This window comes from Methylobacterium sp. ME121 (assembly GCF_000974725.1).
Lineage (GTDB): Bacteria > Pseudomonadota > Alphaproteobacteria > Rhizobiales > Beijerinckiaceae > Methylobacterium > Methylobacterium radiotolerans.
In genome coordinates this window covers 180,621-198,038 of the sequence record NZ_BBUX01000002.1, presented here as the reverse complement: position 1 = coordinate 198,038, position 17,418 = coordinate 180,621, and the positions used below count along the sequence as shown (strand labels likewise).

Here is a 17,418-nt window from a genome sequence, read left to right as displayed (position 1 = left end):
ATAATTTCCCCCTCGATCGGGCTTATGCTGGGGATCACAGTAATGAAGAAGCTTCTCACCTCTCTCGCGGCGTTCACCGCGCTCACGGCTGCCGCTTCGGCCGCCGATCTGCCGCGCCGCGCCGCGCCGCCGCCGGTGTTCACCCCCGTTCCGGTGTTCACCTGGACCGGTGCCTACTTCGGTATCAACGCCGGCTACGCGTTCGACGCCAGCAGCAACTCCACCCGCGGCTTCGTCCAGACGCCCGGCAACCCGGTCGCGCTGGTGCCGGGCGGTCTCGTCCCCTACCAGGCCCTGCTGCCGAACGGCTCGTCGCTGATCTACAGCAACGACAGCCGCGAAGGTTTCTCGGGCGGTGGCCAGATCGGCTACAACTGGCAGCTGACCCCGGGCTCCGGCGCCGTGATCGGCTTCGAGGCTGACGCCCAGTACCTCGACTTCGGCCGTCGCGCCCGCTTCGCCACGAACGCCGCGGCGATCAACCCGGGCTTCATCCCGGTCAACGGCACGCTCAACACCATCGACTTCTTCGGCACCGTCCGCGGTCGTCTCGGTTACGCCTTCGACCGGACCCTCGTGTACGCCACGGGTGGTTTCGCCTACGCCACCGGCACGGATGACGGCGCTCGCGTCGGCCTGCAGAACTTCGCCGGCCGCCGGAACGACTTCAAGACCGGCTGGACCGTCGGCGGCGGTGTCGAGTACGCCCTGCCCACCGACTCGTTCCTGAACTTCTTCCGCTCCTCGGCCGTGACGCTGAAGGTGGAAGGCCTGTACGTGAACCTCGACAACAACAACGGCCGCGCCCAGGCGCCGCTGGTCGGCGCCGCGATCTCCCCGGTCGGCCTGGTGCCGGTGTACTCGCTCGCCGGCGCCAGCCGGAACGAGAACGCCTTCGCCGTCGTCCGCGCCGGCCTGAACTACAAGTTCGGCTCGTACTGAGACCGGACGCGGGATCCCGGACTTCGCTCCGGGATCCCTCAAGAACAATCTTGGGCTCGAAACCGAGAAAGCCCGGCCTCGCGGCCGGGCTTTCTTTTCGTCGTTCAGGGCCTCGAAGGCGGTTCAGGCAGTCTGGGCGCCGATCCAGCGCGACAGGTCGCCCTTCGGGGCGGCGCCGACCTTCTGGTCCACCCGCTCGCCGTTCTTGAAGAGCAGCAGCGTCGGGATCGAGCGGATGCCGTACTGGGCGGCGATCTGCGGGTTCTCGTCGACGTTGACCTTGGCGATCTTCACCTTGCCCTGCAGGTCGGTCGCGATCTCCTCGAGGGCCGGGCCGATCTGACGGCACGGGCCGCACCACTCCGCCCAGAAATCCACCACGACGGGCTCGGCGGACTTGAGAACGTCCTGCTCGAAGCTCGCGTCGGTTACTTTCACCGTCGCCATAACGTCACCTTTCGGAATCCGCCGCCCGTCGGGCGGCGTCGAACGGGCAGAGGCCCGCGCGGTCCCGTCAGAATTGGCGACGGCCCGGCGCGCGGTCAAGAAGTCCGGTCCCCGGGGGCGGGCGCCGGCGGCCGGGACGGGGCGCCCTGTGGACACACGGGCGCGCCGCGATGTGCGCTGGCGCATGCGGGCCGCCCCCGGGCGCCCGGCCGGGGGCGACGCGTCACGCTTCGATGCCGATCCGGTCCAGGGCCGCCGCGACGTCGTCGGGGTCCAGGGTCCGGATCACGGGGCCCGAGGTCCAGACGAGGAGCGGGCGGATCGTCCGGCCCGGATAGATCTGCGCGAGGAGGCGCGCGTAGAGGGCGATCTGGCCGGCCTCCGCGGCCGGCAGCGGCGCGCCGGGCTCGGGCGGGCGGCCGGTCTTGAAGTCGGCGAGGTGCACCGCGTCCGCCGTCACGGCGAGGCGATCGACGCGACCCTGAACCACCCGGTCCGTACCGCCGGCCCGGACCCGCCCCGAGAGCGCCACCTCCGCGCGGGCGTCCGGCGCGAAGAGCGGCGCCAGCTCCGGGGCGTCGACGATCCGGAGGACCGACCGGACGATCGCGGGCGCGGCCGCGCGCGGCAGCCCGGGCGCCCGGGCCCGCACGAAGGCGCGCCCGGCCGTCTCCCGGCGGGCGGGCTCGACCCGGGGCAGGTGCTGCAGCAGGGCGTGGGTCAGGATTCCCCGGCGGCGGGCCTGCGCGTCGGCGAGACGCGGCGGCGGCACGCGCGCGCCGTCCGCCGCCTGCAAGGCGCCGGACGGGTTCAGGGCCTCGAAGGCCGGCTCCGGCGGGACCGGCCCGCGCAGCCAGTCCGGCTCGAGCTCGGCCTCCGGCCCGGACGCGGGCGCCGCCGCGGCGGGAGCGGGACCCGCCGGGGCGCCGTCCTGCCAGAGGGTCGCGGGGCCGTAGGGGAGTTCCAGCGAGCGGCCGGCGCCGAGCGCCGCCTCGAGGCCCGCGTGGATCATCCGGCACCACGCCGCCTCGGTCTCGCGCTCGTGGCCGCGGAAGGGCGCCACGATCAGCCGGTCGGCCGCCCGGGTCATGGCGACGTAGAGCAGGCGGTTGTGCTCCTGCCGCGCCTTGGCGAGCAGGGCCGCGCGCGCCGCGTCGGTGGCGGCGCAGTCCTGGGTCCGCCCCCCCGACCAGACCGGCGGCAGGGCGATCTCCGTCGCCGGGAGCGGGAGCAGGGGCGGGTCGTTGCGGCCGAGGGGCTCGCACCCGTCGAGGATCACCACGACCGGCGCCTCCAGGCCCTTGGCGCCGTGGACCGTCATGACCCGGACCTCGTCGCGGCCCGATTCGAGGTCGCGCTTGACCGTGTGCCCGGCCTCGGCCCCGACGTAGCGGGCGAGGAAGCCGCCCAGCGACGGGGCGTCCTCGCCGGTCTCGGCCTGGGCGGCGGCGGCGAGGAACACGTCGATGGCGTCCCCGGCCTCGCCGCCGAGGCGGGCCACCAGCTTGGCCCGGCCGCCCTGCGGCCCGAGGAGCCGGGCGTAGAAGCCGAACGGGCCGTGGAGCCCCGCCAGCGCGATCCAGCCCGACAGGGCCTCGAGCCCGCGCCGCGCGGCCGCGTCGCCCGCTTCGGCGTGGCGGTGCAGCGCATCCTCCAGGGTCTCGGCGAGGTCGCGGCGGGCCGCGATCCGCACCAGGTCGTCGTCGGTGAGGCCAACGAGCGGCGTCTTGAGGGCGGTCGCGAGGGTCAGGTCGTCGGCCGGCAGGAGCCCCGCCCGGCCGGCGGCGACCAGGTCGGCCACGGCGATGTGCGCGGAGACCTCAAGCCGGTCCTGCCCGGCGACCGGGACGCCGATGCCCTTCAGGGCGCGGATCACCTCCTCGAAGGCGGGCCCGCGCTTCCGGACCAGGATCAGGACGTCCCCGGGGCGCCAGATCCGGCCGGTCGCGTCCCCCGTGGTGGTCCAGGCGCGCACCGCCTGCGCCACCCGGCGGGCGGTGACGATCGCGGGAGCGCTGGTCTCCGGCGCGTCGACGGGGGCGGTCCAGGCATCCGGCTCCGCGGCCGGCTCCGGCTCGGCGATCGGCCACAGCTCCACCGCGCCGGGCGCGCCCGGCCGGGCACTGGCATGCACGGTCGTGCGCACCGTGTCCTCGAACGAGAGCCCCTCGTTGTGCGCGTCAAGGGCGAAGACCGCGTCGACGGCGCGCAGGACGAGGCCGGTCGAGCGGAACGACAGGGTGAGCGGCACGTCCTCGAAGGTCAGGCCGGCTGAGCGCGATTCCGCGATCCAGGACGCGCGGGTCAGGGCGAATTCCCGCGGCTCCGCGCCCTGGAAGCCGTAGATCGACTGCTTGGGATCGCCCACCGCGAAGCGCGTCCGGCTGCCGATCCGCGCGCCCTCGCCGGCGGCGAATTCCTGCGTGATCGCCCGCAGGATCGCCCACTGCTCCGGGTTCGTGTCCTGCGCCTCGTCGACGAGGACGTGGTCGATCCCGCGGTCGAGCTTGTACAGGACCCAGCCGGCGCCGACGCGCCCGAGCAGGTCCAGCGCCTTGTGGATCAGGTCGTCGAAGTCGAGGGCGCCGAGGCGCGCCTTCTGCGCCTCGACGCGGCGGTGGATCTCGGCGGCGATCTGGAACAGCGCCTGCGTGCGGGCATGGGCCCGGGCGGCGCGCAGGCGGTCGAACAGCGGCTCCAGCCGGTCCCGCTCGGCGAGCAGCGCCGCCTTGGCGCCGGCCGGCACGCCCTTGGTCCCGAGGCTGCTGTCGGCCTTGGGCTCGTCCTTCTGGGTGAAGAACACCGACCGGTAGAGGGCGAGCGCCTCGGCCCGTTCGGGAAGGTCCGCCGCGCGCACCCGCTCGGCCTCGGCGGCCTCCAGGGCGTCGGCGAGCTTCTCGTCGTTGGCCTTGCCGGTGCGGAGCGCCGCGACCAGCGCGGCGCGCTCCTCCGGACGGCACCCGGGACCGCCCTCGAGGATCGCGGCCTCGATCCGCTCGGCGGATTCCTCGGCCGCCAACCCCAGCGCCCCGTGCAGCCGACCGAAGGCCCGCTCCAGGCCGGCGGCGTCGCCGATGAAGCTCCGCGCCCGCATGGCCGCCCGGATCGCCGCCCGCAGGGTGTCGCCCGTGGCTTCCGGCGTGACCCGCGCGAGGGCGGCGCTCAGCGGCGTGTCGCCGTTCGCGACGGCGTCGGCCAGGACGTTGGCCATCTCGATGTCGAACAGTTCCCGGGCCTTGGCCTCGTCGAGCACCACGAAGCGGGCCGGCACGTTCGCCTCGAAGGGGAACATGTGAAGCAGCCGCTCGCACAGGGCGTGCAGCGTCTCGATCTTGAGGCCGCCCGGCGTCTCGACCGCCCGGGCGAAGAGGCGGCGCGCCAGCCGCAGGCGCTCGGGCCCGGCGCGCTCGCCGGTGAGTTCGGCGAGTTCGGCGGCGAGGGTCTCGTCGTCCAGCGTCACCCAGCGACCGAGGAGCCGGAAGACGCGGATCGCCATATTGGCCGCCGCGGCCTTGGTGAAGGTCAGGCAGAGAATCCGGCCGGGCGGCGCCTCGTCGAGGAGCAGCCGGACCACCCGGTCGGTGAGGACCTTGGTCTTGCCCGCGCCGGCATTGGCCGAGACCCAGGCCGAGGCGCGCGGGTCGGCGGCCCGACGCTGGTTGGCGCGGGTCAGGTCATCGACGACGAAGGGGGCGGGGGCGTGCGAGGTGGCGCTGCTCAACGGTCCGGTCCGGCTCGGCTGCCGGCTCTCTCTACAACAGAAACGCGCCCGCGGACCCGCCAAGGCGTCACACCGGGCCTTGCGGGATTGCTCCCGGCGCGGCGCCGTCCCATGGATGCAGACGATCCCTCCCGCGCATACCGAACACGCCCGTGACCCAGCCGACATCCGAGCCGGCGCGCCCGCCGATCCGCTTCCGCGGCCGCTCCTTCATGGCCACCGTCCTGGCGCCGATACCCCCGGTGGCCGACTGGTTCGGCGACCTCGACGCCCTCAACCGCCGCGCGCCGAACTTCTTCGCCGGCCGGCCGGTGATCCTCGACCTGTCCGGATTGCGGCTCAACCGGGAGGATCTCGACGGTCTGCTCGCCGAGCTGGCCGCCCGCAACATCGCGGTCCTCGGGATCGAGGGCGCGGCGCCGTCGCTGCTGGATTCCGGAACCCCGCCGGCCCTGTCGGGCGGGCGGCCTGCCGGGGAGGTCGCCGCCCCGGACGAGTCGGCCGCGGACGCGCCGGCGCCGGCCGAGCCGCAGGCCAAGGAGACGGCCCGCTCGCTGATCCTCGACGCGCCCGTGCGCTCCGGCCAGACTGTGCTGCATCTCGAGGGCGACGTCACGGTGCTTGGCGCCGTGGCGTCGGGTGCCGAGGTGATCGCGGGGGGCTCCATCCACGTCTACGGCGCCCTGCGCGGTCGCGCGATCGCCGGCGCGGCCGGGAACCCGACGGCGCGGATCTGGTGCCGGCGGTTCGAGCCGGAGCTGGTGGCGATCGACGGCCTCTACCGCGCCGCCGACGACCTCGACCCGGCCTTCCGGGGACAGGCCGTGGAGGTGCGGCTGCTGGAAGACGCGATCAAGCTCAACCTGTTCGAGCGGGGGTGAGAAGCTTCCCGACGGCCCCTCCCGTCTCCGCGGCGCGCTCGGACGGGTGGTGCTCCCCTCGCGAGAGCCGCGTTGGGGCTGTGGAACCGTCCTCCGCTGCCCCGATACCAGGATCCCGGCAGAATTTGCCGACCGGATCAGAAACTTAACCCTTCGGTAACCATACCCGCCGTCAATGGTCCGGTAAGGACTCTTAACGGGCGGACATGAGCGACACCCTCCCCGAGCCGATCGATCCGGAGACCGCCCGCGCGGCGGCTCCTTCCGCGCCCCGGCCGCTCAGCCTGCGCGGACGGGCCTTCAAGGCCCTGGCCCTCTGCCCCGAGCCGCCGCTTCCGGAGTGGCTCGCGGGACTCGACGCGGCGCTCAAGCGCTCGCCGACCCTGCTGAAAGGCCGGGCCGTCATCCTGGACTGCGCCCAGCTCAAGCCCGAGCCGGACGCGCTCGAGACGCTCATGAACGAGCTCAAGGCCCGCGGCATCGCGGTCCTGGGCATCGAGGGTGCCGACGCGGTCGCGGACGGTCTGCCGCCGCTGCTGGTCAAGGGGCACCCGTCCGAGAAGGTTGAGATCCCGAGCGTCCCGGCCGAGCCGGAGCCGCAGGTGGTCACCTCGATCACCGTCGAGGGCTCGGTCCGCTCCGGCCAGAGCGTCATCAACCCGACCGGCGACGTCACCGTGATGGGGTCGGTCTCCTCCGGGGCCGAGATCCTGGCCGGCGGCTCCATCCACGTCTACGGCGCCCTGCGCGGTCGCGCGATCGCCGGAGCCGCGCGCAACCCGCGCGCACGAATCTACTGCCGCAAATTCGAGCCCGAGTTGCTGGGGATCGACCGCCTCGTGCGGACGGCGGAGGACATGGGCACGGCCCTGCGCGGCAAGGCCGCCCAGGTCTGGCTCGATGGCGGCAACATCCGAATGGCAAGCCTGGATTAAGGGAGATCGACGCGTGGCAAAGGTTCTCGTCGTCACATCGGGCAAGGGCGGCGTCGGCAAGACGACGACGACCGCGGCCCTCGGAGCGGCCCTGGCCCAGGGTGGTCAGAGCGTGTGCGTCGTCGACTTCGACGTCGGCCTGCGCAACCTCGACCTCGTCATGGGTGCCGAGCGCCGGGTCGTCTACGACCTCATCAACGTGGTCAACGGCGACGCCAAGCTGCCGCAGGCCCTCATCAAGGACAAGCGGCTCGAGACCCTGCACCTCCTGCCGGCCTCGCAGACCCGCGACAAGGACGCGCTCACCGACGCGGGCGTCGCCCGGGTGATGGAAGAGCTGCGCGAGAAGTTCGACTGGGTCATCTGCGACTCCCCCGCCGGCATCGAGCGCGGCGCCCAGCTCGCCATGCACCACGCCGACGTGGCGGTGGTCGTGACCAACCCCGAGGTCTCCTCGGTGCGCGACTCCGATCGGATCATCGGCCTCCTCGATTCCAAGACCGCCAAGGCGGAGAAGGGCGAGGACATGGAGAAGCACCTGATCCTCACCCGCTACGACCCGATGCGGGCCGACCGCGGCGACATGCTCAAGACCGAGGACGTGCTCGACATCCTGTCGATCCCGCTGCTCGCGATCATCCCGGAGAGCCAGGAGGTGCTGCGCGCCTCGAACCTCGGCTGCCCGGTCACGCTGAACAACCCGCTCTGCGCCCCGGCGCGGGCCTACGCCGACGCGGCCCGCCGGCTCAAGGGCGAATCGGTCCCGATGAGTCTGCCGGTCGAGCGCAAGTCCTTCCTCGACAAGCTGTTCATGCGGAGGGCGGCGTGAGCATCCTGGGACTGTTCCAGAAGCGCAGCTCCGGCGCGGTCGCCCGCGACCGCCTGCAGCTGATCCTCGCCCACGAGCGCGCGGAGTCGGGTCGCCCCGACCTCGTGATCCAGCTCCGGGAGGAAATCCTGGCGGTGATCGCCAACCATGTCGCGGTGGAGCCCGACAAGGTGAAGGTCACCCTGGAGCGCGGCGAGGGTGTCTCGACCCTCGGCCTCGACATCGAGCTGCCGCTCGGCGCCTCGGGCAAGCTCGACGCCAAGCTGGCCGCGAAGCTCGCGGAGGTCGCCGCCAACAAGGGGGGCGCCAAGCCGGCCTCCTCCAAGAAGGCCGCTTGAGCCGGGCGGGGACCGTCCCCGCCGGCACGGAAGACTCGAGCCGCGCCCGGTCCGCCGGGTGCGGCTTCGTCGTGCCCGACACGAAGTCCGGCCTCGGCTCTCGACCGGGTGCCCCGTCGCGCCATCTCGGAGTCCTGGGGGGTGGTCGGTGAGAGGATCGACATGCCGAGCGCCACGACGGACGACGGGATAAGGCTCCATTACGAGGAGAGCGGCGAGGGGACGCCGCTGATCTTCGTCCACGAATTTGCCGGCGACCATCGCAGCTACGAGGCCCAGCTGCGCCATTTCGGCCGCCGCTACCGCGCGGTCGCGTTCAATGCCCGGGGCTACCCGCCCTCCGACGTGCCGGAGGCCGTCTCGGCCTACGCGCAGGCGCGCGCCGCCGACGACATCCTGGCCATCCTCGATCATCTCGGCGCGCCGAAGGCCCACGTCTCCGGCATCTCGATGGGCGCCTTCGCGACCCTGCATTTCGGCCTGCGGCACCCTGACCGCGCGCTGTCGCTCTGCCTCGGCGGCTGCGGCTACGGCGCGGAGCCCGAGCGGCAGGCCCTGTTCCGCGCCGAGGCGGACGCCACCGCCGAGATGCTGCGCCGCGACGGCATGGCGGCCTTCGCGGAGCGCTACGCCGTCGGGCCGACGCGGGTGCAGTTCGAGACCAAGGACCCGCGCGGGCACGCCGAGTTCAAGCGGATGCTCGCCGAGCACTCGGCCCTCGGCTCGGCCAACACCCAGGCCGGCGTGCAGAAGGGGCGGCCGTCGCTCTACGACCTCACGGATGAGCTGGGCCGCATGACCGTCCCGACCCTGATCGTCGCCGGCGACGAGGACTGGCCTTGCCTCGCCCCGAGCCTGATGCTCAAGCGGGTCATCCCCTCCGCGGCCCTGGCCATGCTGCCCAATACCGGCCACGCCCTCTCGGTCGAGGAGCCCGACGCCTACAACCGGCTCCTCGACGACTTCCTGGCGCAGGTGGAGAGCGGCCGCTGGCCGATGCGCGATCCCCGCGCGACCTCGGCGACGATCACCGGGATCAGGGGCTGAGCGGCTCGCGGGGGATCAGCCGGAACCGGGCCGGCCGGTCCGGCTGGGTCGTGACGACCGCCTGGGGCAGCACCGGCTCGCGCTCGTCGAGCACCAGCCGGAACCGCTGCAGCACCCGCGCCAGGGACAGGACGGCCTCGCTCAGGGCAAACTGCGCGCCGATGCACACGCGCGGACCGGCCCCGAACGGCAGGTAGGCGAAGCGCCGCGGCGCGGGCGCGCCGGGCAGGAAGCGGCCCGGATCGAACGCGTCCGGATCCGTCCAGAGCGCGCGGTGGCGGTGGAGTACCCAGGGGCTCACCATGACGATGTCGCTCGCCTTGACGGCGTGGCCCGCCACGTTGTCCGGGCCGAGCGCACGCCGGACGACCACGAAGGCCGCCGGGTACAGGCGCAGGGTCTCGTCGATCACCGCGCGGGTCAGTGGCAGCCGCCCGTCGCTCTGGCATCCGGTCGGATCGGTCAGGTCGGCGGCCCGCGCCTCGGCGGCGACCCGCTCCTGGACCTCCGGCGCGAGGGCGAGCAGGTAGGCCGCCCAGAACAGCGTGCCGGCCGTGGTCTCGTGGCCCGCCAGGATCATGGTGGCGACTTGGTCGCGCAGCTCGTCGGGCGTGAAGGCCGCGCCCGTGTCCGGATTGCGCGCGGCCGCGAGCAGGTCGAGGAGATCGCCCGACCGGGACCGGTCCCGCTCCGCCGCCCGGCGCGCCGCGATGATCCGGTCGAGGAACGGGATCCACCGGCGCCGGAACCGGCCGCGCGACCAGTCGAGGGGCACCGGCCAGCCCGGGGGGATCACGATGTCGAGGAGGTGCGGCCGCCCCATCCGCTCGGCATACTCGGCGATGAACTGGCGCAGCTCGGCGCCGTGCTCGTCCATGCCCACCGAGAACATGGCGCGCCCGGCGATCTCGAGGGCGAGTCGGTAGAAGGACGTGAACAGGTCGACCGGCCCCGCCGCTGCCTCGGCGACGATCCGCTCCATCCCGTCGGTCACGGCGGCGGCGATATGGGGCACCAGCCCGTCGATCGCCCGCGGCGTGAAGGCCGGCGCCAGGGTCCGCCGCTGGTGCCGCCACGCCGAGCCCTCACTGATCAGGAGCCCGTCGCCGAGGATCGGGCGCAGGATGCGGGTCGTCCCGGTGGTGCGGGCGTAGTTCGCCTGGTTCTCGACCAGGACCCGGCGGATCGCCTCGGGGTCGTTCAGCACGAAGCTCGACCGTCCGAGCAGGCCCCGGCGGGTGACCGGCTCCTCGAAGGCGCGCCGGGGGAAGCCCGCCAGCGCGTTGTCGCGGATCGAGCGCAGGTAGGCGGCCAGCGGCAGCTCGCGCTCCGGCGGGGCGCGGTGCGGCGGCACCACGCGCGGCATCCCGGCGAGGCTCGGGATCGTCCGGTCCGGGGTCGCGGTGGCGTCCGAGAATGTTGGCATGGGGTGCCATCCTGTGCCGGAGACGGGCGGCGCTGTAAACCGCCGCCCGCGCCCCGCGCGCACCGGTCACGCTCACGTCATTCGGCCGCCGTGCGCAGGCGCGTCTCGGCGCTCTGGACCGGCAGGCGCGCGGGGAACCGGGCCGGATCCGATTCCGGCGACAGGCTCGCCACGAGGCTGGCCCGGGGCAGGGTGGTCTCGGTCACGTCGAGCAGGGTGTCGACGCCCCGCTCCAGATGCTCGTCCACCCGGTCGATCACGAGGATCTCCGGGTCGCGCAGGATCGCCCGTGCGAGACCGACCCGGACCCGGACGCGCTCGGGGAGCAGCTGCCCGCGGTTGCCGACCTCCTTCTCGAGGCCGCGCCGCTGGATCGGCCGCTCCAGGTCGAACTCCCGGAACACCGCGCGGGCCTCCCGCTGAATCAGCGCCTCGCCATGCATCCGCGCCGTGTCGATGCGGCCGAAGAGCAGATTGTCGAGCACCGTGCTGCGCGGGTTGATCCGGTTCGGGTCGTAGGATTCGACGTCGCACCCGTCGTCGCCGTGCATGAAGCCCTGCACGACGGCCCGCGCGCCGACGATCCGCTTGGCCAAGGTCTCGTCGAGCAGGCCGAAGCGCATCCGCGGCTCGACATAGGCCAGGGCCAGGGCCAGGAACGCCACGCTGTCGGCCTCGCTCAGGCGCCCCGCGTCGGGCAGGCGCGCGAGCCGGCGCAGGTAGTCCGGCAGCGCGTCCGGGGTGATCAGCGAGAACCGCCGGAACAGCGGGTGGCCCGGCGGCACGTCGGCGAAAATGTCCTTGAGGTTGCTGGCGATAGCCACGCCCATCCGGTCCAGCTCGTCGAGGAGCTTCACCTTGTCCAGCGCTTCGCGGAACAGCGTGACGCCGGCCAGACGGCGCGGTTCCGTCAGCGTCGGGTCGCGGGGGACGCCGAACAGCAGGTTCTCCCCGACGGTGGCCTGCTCGTTGTAGCGGCCTCGGGCGAACGGGATCACCAAGTCGGCGAGGCCCTTCTGGGCGAAGTGCTCGCGCAGGTGCTCCCGCGCCGCGATCATGCGCTGGCCCACCGGCGTGTCATGGGCCACCGAACTCAGGGCGCCGAGCCCGAACCGGTAGAGTTCGTCGCCGAGATCGAGCCGGCCGAGCAGGTCGAGCAGGCGCTCGTCGAGCTCCCCGGCATCCCGGACGCCGAGGCGCTCGAAGTCGATCCAGGGGTCCTCGACGCTGTCGCAGGGATTGCCGGTCTTCACCGCCTCGTTGATCCGCGTTTTGCTGAGATCGAGGCTGTTGGTGCGCAGCGGGTGCACGCGCAGCCCGTAGAGGATGTTGTCGCGCAGCGTCCCGGGGAACAGCACGGGCTGGACGCCCGCATAGGCGATGCGGCGCGCGTGGTGCCGGCGCGGCAGGGTGGAGAGGTCGTGCTCCCCGATCCGGATCGTTCCCCCGGGCGGCGACTGCAACCCGGCCAGGACCCGGACGAATTCCTGCGCGATCGGTCCGGGCGGGACCAGGGCGATCCGCCCCGGCAGACGCACCTCCGCGTCCCCGACCTCGATCAGGGAGCCGCCCTGCGGATCGCGCAGCTGCAGGCCCTCGAGGCGCAGCGGGCTGCCGAGGCGGGGCGCCGCGCGCTCGGATTCGTGCTCCGCCGGCACAAGGCGCTGCGGACCGAAATGCGCCGCCACGGTCTCGTACTTGACCTCGACGTCGAGGCGCTGCTGGTCCCAGTCGATCAGCTCCTTGAGGGGCGGCGGCAGGTCGCGATAGGCGGCCAGAACCGCCACGAGCTGGCCGATGTCGAGCTGCCCCTTGAGGGCGAAGTAGCCGCCGATCGCGTAGAACAGGAACGGCGTCACCTGCGCGAGCAGGTTGTTGAGGTACTTCACCGCGAACTTGCGGCGGTAGATCCGCAGCCGCAGGTCGTAGAGCCGGTAGAGGCGGCCGCCGATCTCCGCCCGCTCCCAGCGGCCGGTGTCGTTGAGCAGCACCGCCTGCAGGCCGTCCAGCACCTCGGCGACGCGGCCGGCGAGGGCGCGGGACGCGATCTGGCGCTGGCGGCTGAGGCGGATGATCTCCCGCCGCAGCCGCGGGATCACGATCATCTGCACGGCGACCATGCCGCCGGCCGCGATGCCGAGCCACATGTTCTGCATCATGATGAAGGCCAGCGCCGTCGCGGCCTGCGTGCCCAGGAAGACCGGCACCACGATCGCGTCGCCGATGAAGGAGCCGATCGGCTCGACCTCGTCGCGGATGATCGTCGCCGTCTCGGAGGATTTCACCTCCCGCTGCGTCTCCGGCGAGAAGCGCAGCATCAGCGAGAAAAGCTGGAAGCGCAGGCGGCGCAGCATCCGCTCGCCGAGGATGCCCTTCTGCAGGTTGATCCAGAACTTGAAGGCGCCGTTGATCAGGACGAGGCTGAGGAACAGGGTCGACAGGCTCAGCAGCAGCTCGAACCGGTCGAGCTGGAACCCCTCGAACAGGTGGGTCTTGCCGCCGCCCAGGAAGGCGGGCCACTCGACCGTGAGCTCGAGGAACGGCGCGGTCGCCTCGCCGTGCGCGTAGGCCTTCCCGGTGATCGCGTCGTTGACGATGCGCTTCGGCAGGTCGAGCGAGGCGAAGTAGAACGGGAGCGACGCGAGCACGACGGCGCAGATCCTGAGCTGCGCGCCCTTCGAGTAGCGCCAGATGTACGGGAACAGCCGCGGCTCAAGCGCGCGCATCGTGTCCTTCCGAGGAAAGCCCGCCCCGGCAGCCCGAGGGCCGAATCGCCGCAGCCGGGCACCTGATCCTGGTCGATACGCTACCCGAGGGATCCGGTTTCATCCAATACAACCCGATACGGACGGCTTCGCGCCGATCACGGCGTCATCGTGCCGTCATATAGGGCAGGCGGTGCGGGAGAGAGCGCGCAGATCAGCCCTGCAGCGGCGGCCAGGCCGCGGCCCCGCGCCGGTGCCACCTTCGGAATCGCCCCCAGCAATCCCCGCCACGCGACGCCCCCATGACCTCAGCGGCCTTGCCCAACCGCGCGCGTCCTTATATTGCGACGCAACCACCACGACTCCGTACCTGAACCGGCGCGGACGGCCGCGCCGCGCGGCCGCCAGGGAGCCGGCACAACCCGTTTCGGGCCGCCATGAATCTGCGCAACATCGCCATCATCGCTCACGTCGACCACGGCAAGACGACCCTCGTCGACAAGCTGCTGGCCCAGTCCGGCACCTTCCGCGAGAATCAGCGGGTCGAGGAGCGGGCGATGGACTCGAACGACCTCGAGAAGGAGCGCGGCATCACGATCCTCGCCAAGGCGACCTCGGTCGTCTGGAAGGACACCCGCGTCAACATCGTCGACACTCCCGGCCACGCCGATTTCGGCGGCGAGGTCGAGCGCATCCTGTCGATGGTCGACGGCGTGATCGTGCTGGTGGACGCCGCCGAGGGGCCGATGCCCCAGACGAAGTTCGTGGTCGGCAAGGCGCTCAAGATCGGCCTGCGCCCGATCGTGGCGATCAACAAGGTCGACCGTCCGGACGCCCGCATCAACGAGGTCGTGAACGAGGTCTTCGACCTGTTCGCCGCCCTCGACGCCACCGACGAGCAGCTCGACTTCCCGATCCTCTACGGGTCGGGCCGCAACGGCTGGATGGCCGACAGCCCGGACGCGGACCCGTCGGTCGGCCTCACCCCGCTGTTCGACCTCGTGCTCAAGCACGTGCCGCCGGCCCGCACCGAGGAGGGGCCGTTCCGGATGCTCGGCACCCTGCTGGAGGCCAACCCGTTCCTCGGCCGCATCATCACCGGCCGCATCGCCGCGGGCTCGGTGAAGCCCAACCAGTCGATCAAGGTCCTCGACCGTCACGGCAAGGTCGTCGAGACCGGCCGCGTGTCGAAGATCCTCGCCTTCCGCGGCCTCGAGCGCGCCCCGATCGATGTGGGCGAGGCGGGCGACATCGTGTCGATCGCCGGCCTGATGAAGGGCACCGTGGCCGACACCTTCTGCGACCCGCAGGTCGAGACCCCGATCCAGGCGCAGCCGATCGACCCGCCGACCGTGACGATGTCGTTCATCGTCAACGACAGCCCGCTCGCCGGCACCGAGGGCGACAAGGTCACGAGCCGCATGATCCGCGACCGCCTGTTCAAGGAGGCCGAGGGCAACGTCACGCTCAAGATCGAGGAGGCCGCCGACAAGGACAGCTTCTACGTCTCGGGCCGCGGCGAGCTGCAGCTCTCGATCCTGATCGAGACCATGCGCCGCGAGGGTTTCGAGATCGCCGTGTCGCGGCCCCGCGTCGTGTACGAGCGCGACGAGAACGGCGGACTTCTGGAGCCGATCGAGGAGGTCGTCATCGACGTCGACGAGGAGCATTCCGGCGTCGTCGTGCAGAAGATGTCCGAGCGGAAGGCCGAGATGCTGGAGATGCGGCCCTCGGGCGGTAACCGCCTGCGCCTCGTGTTCCACGCGCCGACCCGCGGCCTGATCGGCTACCAGGGCGAGCTGCTGACCGACACCCGCGGCACCGCGATCATGAACCGGCTGTTCAAGGCCTACGAGCCCTACAAGGGCGAGATGCCGGGCCGGCGCAACGGCGTGCTGATCTCCAACGACCAGGGCGAGGCCGTGGCCTACGCCATGTGGAACCTGGAGGACCGCGGCCCGATGATGATCGAGCCCGGCTGGAAGGTGTACCAGGGCATGATCGTCGGCGAGCACAACCGCGAGAACGATCTCGAGGTGAACGTGCTCAAGGGCAAGAAGCTCACCAACATCCGCACCACGTCGAAGGACGAGGCGGTGCGCCTCACGCCGCCGATCCGGATGACCCTGGAGCGCTCGCTGGCCTGGATCCAGGACGACGAGCTCGTCGAGGTGACGCCGAAGTCGATCCGCCTGCGCAAGGCGATCCTCGACCCGAACGACCGCAAGCGGGCCGAGCGGTCGAAGGAGAACGCCGCCTGAGGCGGTCGACCGTCGCCGATCGTGAACGACAGGCAACCGGGCGCTCAGGCCCGGTTGCTGATGCGGCCCTTATTCCGGGCCGCTCTCGGGCCCATCGAACCCTTATGCCGGGGGCGATACCTCGGTGCTGCGGACCCGAGAGGCCCGCGTGAACCCCGTGACACCGATGCCCGTCGCGTTGAACCCGCTTCCGTCGCTCGCCCAGGCCGCCTCCGCGCCGCCCTCATACCTCGTCGGTCAGGACGGCGAGGGGCATTGGGTCGCGGTCGAGACCGGTGGGCGCGCCGGAGGTATTTTCCGCAGCCGCCAGGACGCGATCCGCTACGCCTGCGTCGAGACCGGCTGCCGTCCCGGCGAGGTGCCGCTGGCCTCCGGGCCGATCGCCTTCCGGCTCTCCTGAACCCCGGGACGCCGCGGCGTACCTCGCCGCGGCGCCGCTCGGGCCTGTCGCGTCAGCTGCTGCCGGGATCGGTCTCGTCGTTCTGCGTCCCGCCGGAGGGCGTACCCTGTCCGGGCTTGCCCTCCGTCTTCTCGTTCGGGTCCTTGACCGCGTCGGGGGCGACGTTCTTCGGCGCGTCCGGCTGCGCGCCGGTCTCTCGACGCTCGGTCATTCCCGGTTCTCCTGCTCCGCCCGGTAGTGCCCGCCCGCGACCTTCGTGTCGGCGGCCGGACCCCGCGAGGCCTTCTGGTCCGAATGCCCCCCCGAGGAGCCGCCGATCGCGGGCGGCGCGCGCCCGGGTTCGCCGGCCGCGCCCCAGCCCTCCTTGGGTTCGGGCCGCGGCGTCTCGCCGGAGCCCATGTCGGTGATCGCCGCCTGATCGGAGGTCTGATGGCCGCCCCCGGCGGGCGGGCTCCCGCGCGACCCGACCTTGTCGTCGGGCTTGCGGGTGACCGTTCCGGATTCGCTCGTCGGCCGGACCATCAGCGCTTCCCGTCGTCCTGGCCGACGGCGGCGGTGGCGCGGTCGATCGCCTCGCCGAGAGCGGTGCCGGACCGCGCCTCGTCCTCCATCTGCCCGAGCTTCTCGCGCGGCGTCTCGGTGTCGGTGGTCGCCCCAGCGTCGGGGTCCTCCCGCGACGGCCGTCCGGTCTGTTCTGTCATGGCTCGCCTCTCTGCGTCTTCGGGAGACAACGGAGGCGGCGGGGGAGGGTTGCGCGGACCGGGTGACCGACGGCGCGCGGTTCAGGTCTCCGGGCCGACGATCCGGGACAGGACGGCGTGCATAAGACGCCGCGTCGAATCCTCCGCCGCCCCGCGATCCGACGCCCGGGCCTCGATCGTCAGGAGATCCCCGTCCCGCAGGATGACCGCGGTGGCGCCCGCGCCGCTGTCCAGCGCGTACACGCTCATCCAGCCGACCGCCGGGCCGGCGGCCAGACCCGAGAGGCGGCAATCCGGATTGCGCTTCACGCAGATCGCCTCGAGCGCCGCGAGGGTCGTCTGGCCGGAGCGGACCCGGGCCTCGGTTCCGTCGGCGAGGCGCCCGATCCGCATCTCGATCGACGGGGCGCCCGTGCAGGCGGCGCAGTTCAGGTTGAGATGCTGCGCCTCCACCTGCGCCGTGGCCCGAGGCCCGAGCGCCGCTCTGGCGGTTTCGGCCAGCCCGGTGAGGTCGTGGACCGCGAAGCCCAGGGCCATCGCCGCCTGAGCCCAGAGGCCAAACACGAGAATCAGAAGGCTGCGCATGGGAAGAAGCATTGTCCGTTCGCCGGTCGGCGTTAACGGAAAGATCCTGCTGCGTCCAGATGCGGTGGGCCGGGGCGATTGTCTCGGCGACGGCAGATCAAATCGACTGTTCTGCTGTGGTTATTGTTCAGAAGATCGATCTTCTGGCCTGCAAGGGCGCGATCGGGCGGTCGAATGAACGAAAATTCGGCCTCGTCGCG

At 72.2% G+C, this 17,418-nt stretch carries 16 protein-coding genes; 8 read left to right on the top strand and 8 right to left on the bottom strand.

Going from position 1 to position 17,418, the window contains the following annotated elements:
* The first annotated feature begins 42 nt into the window (after positions 1-42).
* Positions 43-942, top strand: a complete 900-nt coding sequence (locus tag ME121_RS03325) for an outer membrane protein (protein ID WP_012320320.1) — start codon at positions 43-45, stop codon at positions 940-942.
* Between the two features lie 123 nt (positions 943-1,065).
* Here ME121_RS03325 and trxA read toward each other — a convergent pair whose 3' ends face one another.
* On the bottom strand, positions 1,066-1,389 hold the full coding sequence (trxA, locus tag ME121_RS03320; RefSeq protein ID WP_010682902.1) for a thioredoxin: 324 nt from the start codon (positions 1,387-1,389) through the stop codon (positions 1,066-1,068).
* Positions 1,390-1,612: 223 nt separating this feature from the next.
* Entirely contained in the window at positions 1,613-5,110 is a 3,498-nt protein-coding gene (gene addA / locus ME121_RS03315; protein ID WP_012320319.1) for a double-strand break repair helicase AddA, read from the bottom strand.
* Between the two features lie 212 nt (positions 5,111-5,322).
* On the opposite strand from addA, the gene minC (ME121_RS03310) reads away from it, so the two are divergent.
* The 5 genes from minC (ME121_RS03310) to ME121_RS03290 all read left to right on the top strand — a co-directional run bounded on the left by minC (ME121_RS03310) (position 5,323) and on the right by ME121_RS03290 (position 9,140).
* Entirely contained in the window at positions 5,323-5,991 is a 669-nt protein-coding gene (minC, locus tag ME121_RS03310; protein ID WP_051475927.1) for a septum site-determining protein MinC, read from the top strand.
* 206 nt (positions 5,992-6,197) lie between these two features.
* Positions 6,198-6,926: a septum site-determining protein MinC gene (gene minC / locus ME121_RS03305; protein ID WP_012320317.1), complete on the top strand. Its 729-nt coding sequence runs from the start codon at positions 6,198-6,200 to the stop codon at positions 6,924-6,926.
* Positions 6,927-6,939: 13 nt separating this feature from the next.
* Positions 6,940-7,755 carry a septum site-determining protein MinD gene (gene minD, locus ME121_RS03300; RefSeq protein ID WP_012320316.1) on the top strand — a complete coding sequence of 272 codons (816 nt, stop codon included), beginning with the start codon at positions 6,940-6,942 and terminating at the stop codon, positions 7,753-7,755.
* Positions 7,752-8,093 (top strand): cell division topological specificity factor MinE, encoded by a 342-nt coding sequence (gene minE, locus ME121_RS03295; RefSeq protein ID WP_012320315.1) that lies wholly within the window; start codon positions 7,752-7,754, stop codon positions 8,091-8,093. The genes minD and minE overlap by 4 nt, the downstream gene beginning before the upstream one ends.
* A 162-nt stretch (positions 8,094-8,255) precedes the next feature.
* A complete protein-coding gene (locus ME121_RS03290) occupies positions 8,256-9,140 on the top strand; it encodes an alpha/beta fold hydrolase (RefSeq protein WP_059408349.1) in 885 nt (294 codons plus the stop codon).
* Here ME121_RS03290 and ME121_RS03285 read toward each other — a convergent pair.
* Both ME121_RS03285 and ME121_RS03280 read right to left on the bottom strand, forming a co-directional pair.
* A complete protein-coding gene (locus ME121_RS03285; protein WP_179239966.1) occupies positions 9,130-10,566 on the bottom strand; it encodes a cytochrome P450 in 1,437 nt (478 codons plus the stop codon). The genes ME121_RS03290 and ME121_RS03285 overlap by 11 nt on opposite strands.
* A 77-nt stretch (positions 10,567-10,643) precedes the next feature.
* Positions 10,644-13,292, bottom strand: a complete 2,649-nt coding sequence (locus ME121_RS03280; protein WP_012320312.1) for an ABC transporter ATP-binding protein/permease — start codon at positions 13,290-13,292, stop codon at positions 10,644-10,646.
* Positions 13,293-13,708: 416 nt separating this feature from the next.
* Between ME121_RS03280 and typA the strand changes: the two genes are divergently transcribed.
* Both typA and ME121_RS03270 read left to right on the top strand, forming a co-directional pair.
* Positions 13,709-15,532: a translational GTPase TypA gene (gene typA / locus ME121_RS03275; protein ID WP_012320311.1), complete on the top strand. Its 1,824-nt coding sequence runs from the start codon at positions 13,709-13,711 to the stop codon at positions 15,530-15,532.
* A 166-nt stretch (positions 15,533-15,698) separates the two neighbouring features.
* Positions 15,699-15,932, top strand: coding sequence for a hypothetical protein (locus tag ME121_RS03270; protein ID WP_043074132.1), 234 nt, complete (start codon positions 15,699-15,701; stop codon positions 15,930-15,932).
* A gap of 52 nt (positions 15,933-15,984) precedes the next feature.
* Here the strand turns inward: ME121_RS03270 and ME121_RS33190 are convergent, their stop codons facing one another.
* The 4 genes from ME121_RS33190 to ME121_RS03255 form a co-directional block, all read right to left on the bottom strand.
* Positions 15,985-16,143, bottom strand: a complete 159-nt coding sequence (locus ME121_RS33190) for a hypothetical protein (protein WP_175654073.1) — start codon at positions 16,141-16,143, stop codon at positions 15,985-15,987.
* Positions 16,140-16,454: a hypothetical protein gene (locus tag ME121_RS03265; protein ID WP_059408348.1), complete on the bottom strand. Its 315-nt coding sequence runs from the start codon at positions 16,452-16,454 to the stop codon at positions 16,140-16,142. Before ME121_RS03265 ends, ME121_RS33190 begins: the two co-directional genes overlap by 4 nt.
* Positions 16,454-16,633, bottom strand: a complete 180-nt coding sequence (locus ME121_RS03260; RefSeq protein ID WP_059408347.1) for a hypothetical protein — start codon at positions 16,631-16,633, stop codon at positions 16,454-16,456. Before ME121_RS03260 ends, ME121_RS03265 begins: the two co-directional genes overlap by 1 nt.
* An 81-nt stretch (positions 16,634-16,714) precedes the next feature.
* Entirely contained in the window at positions 16,715-17,218 is a 504-nt protein-coding gene (locus ME121_RS03255; protein ID WP_059408346.1) for a hypothetical protein, read from the bottom strand.
* Positions 17,219-17,418 lie beyond the last annotated feature (200 nt).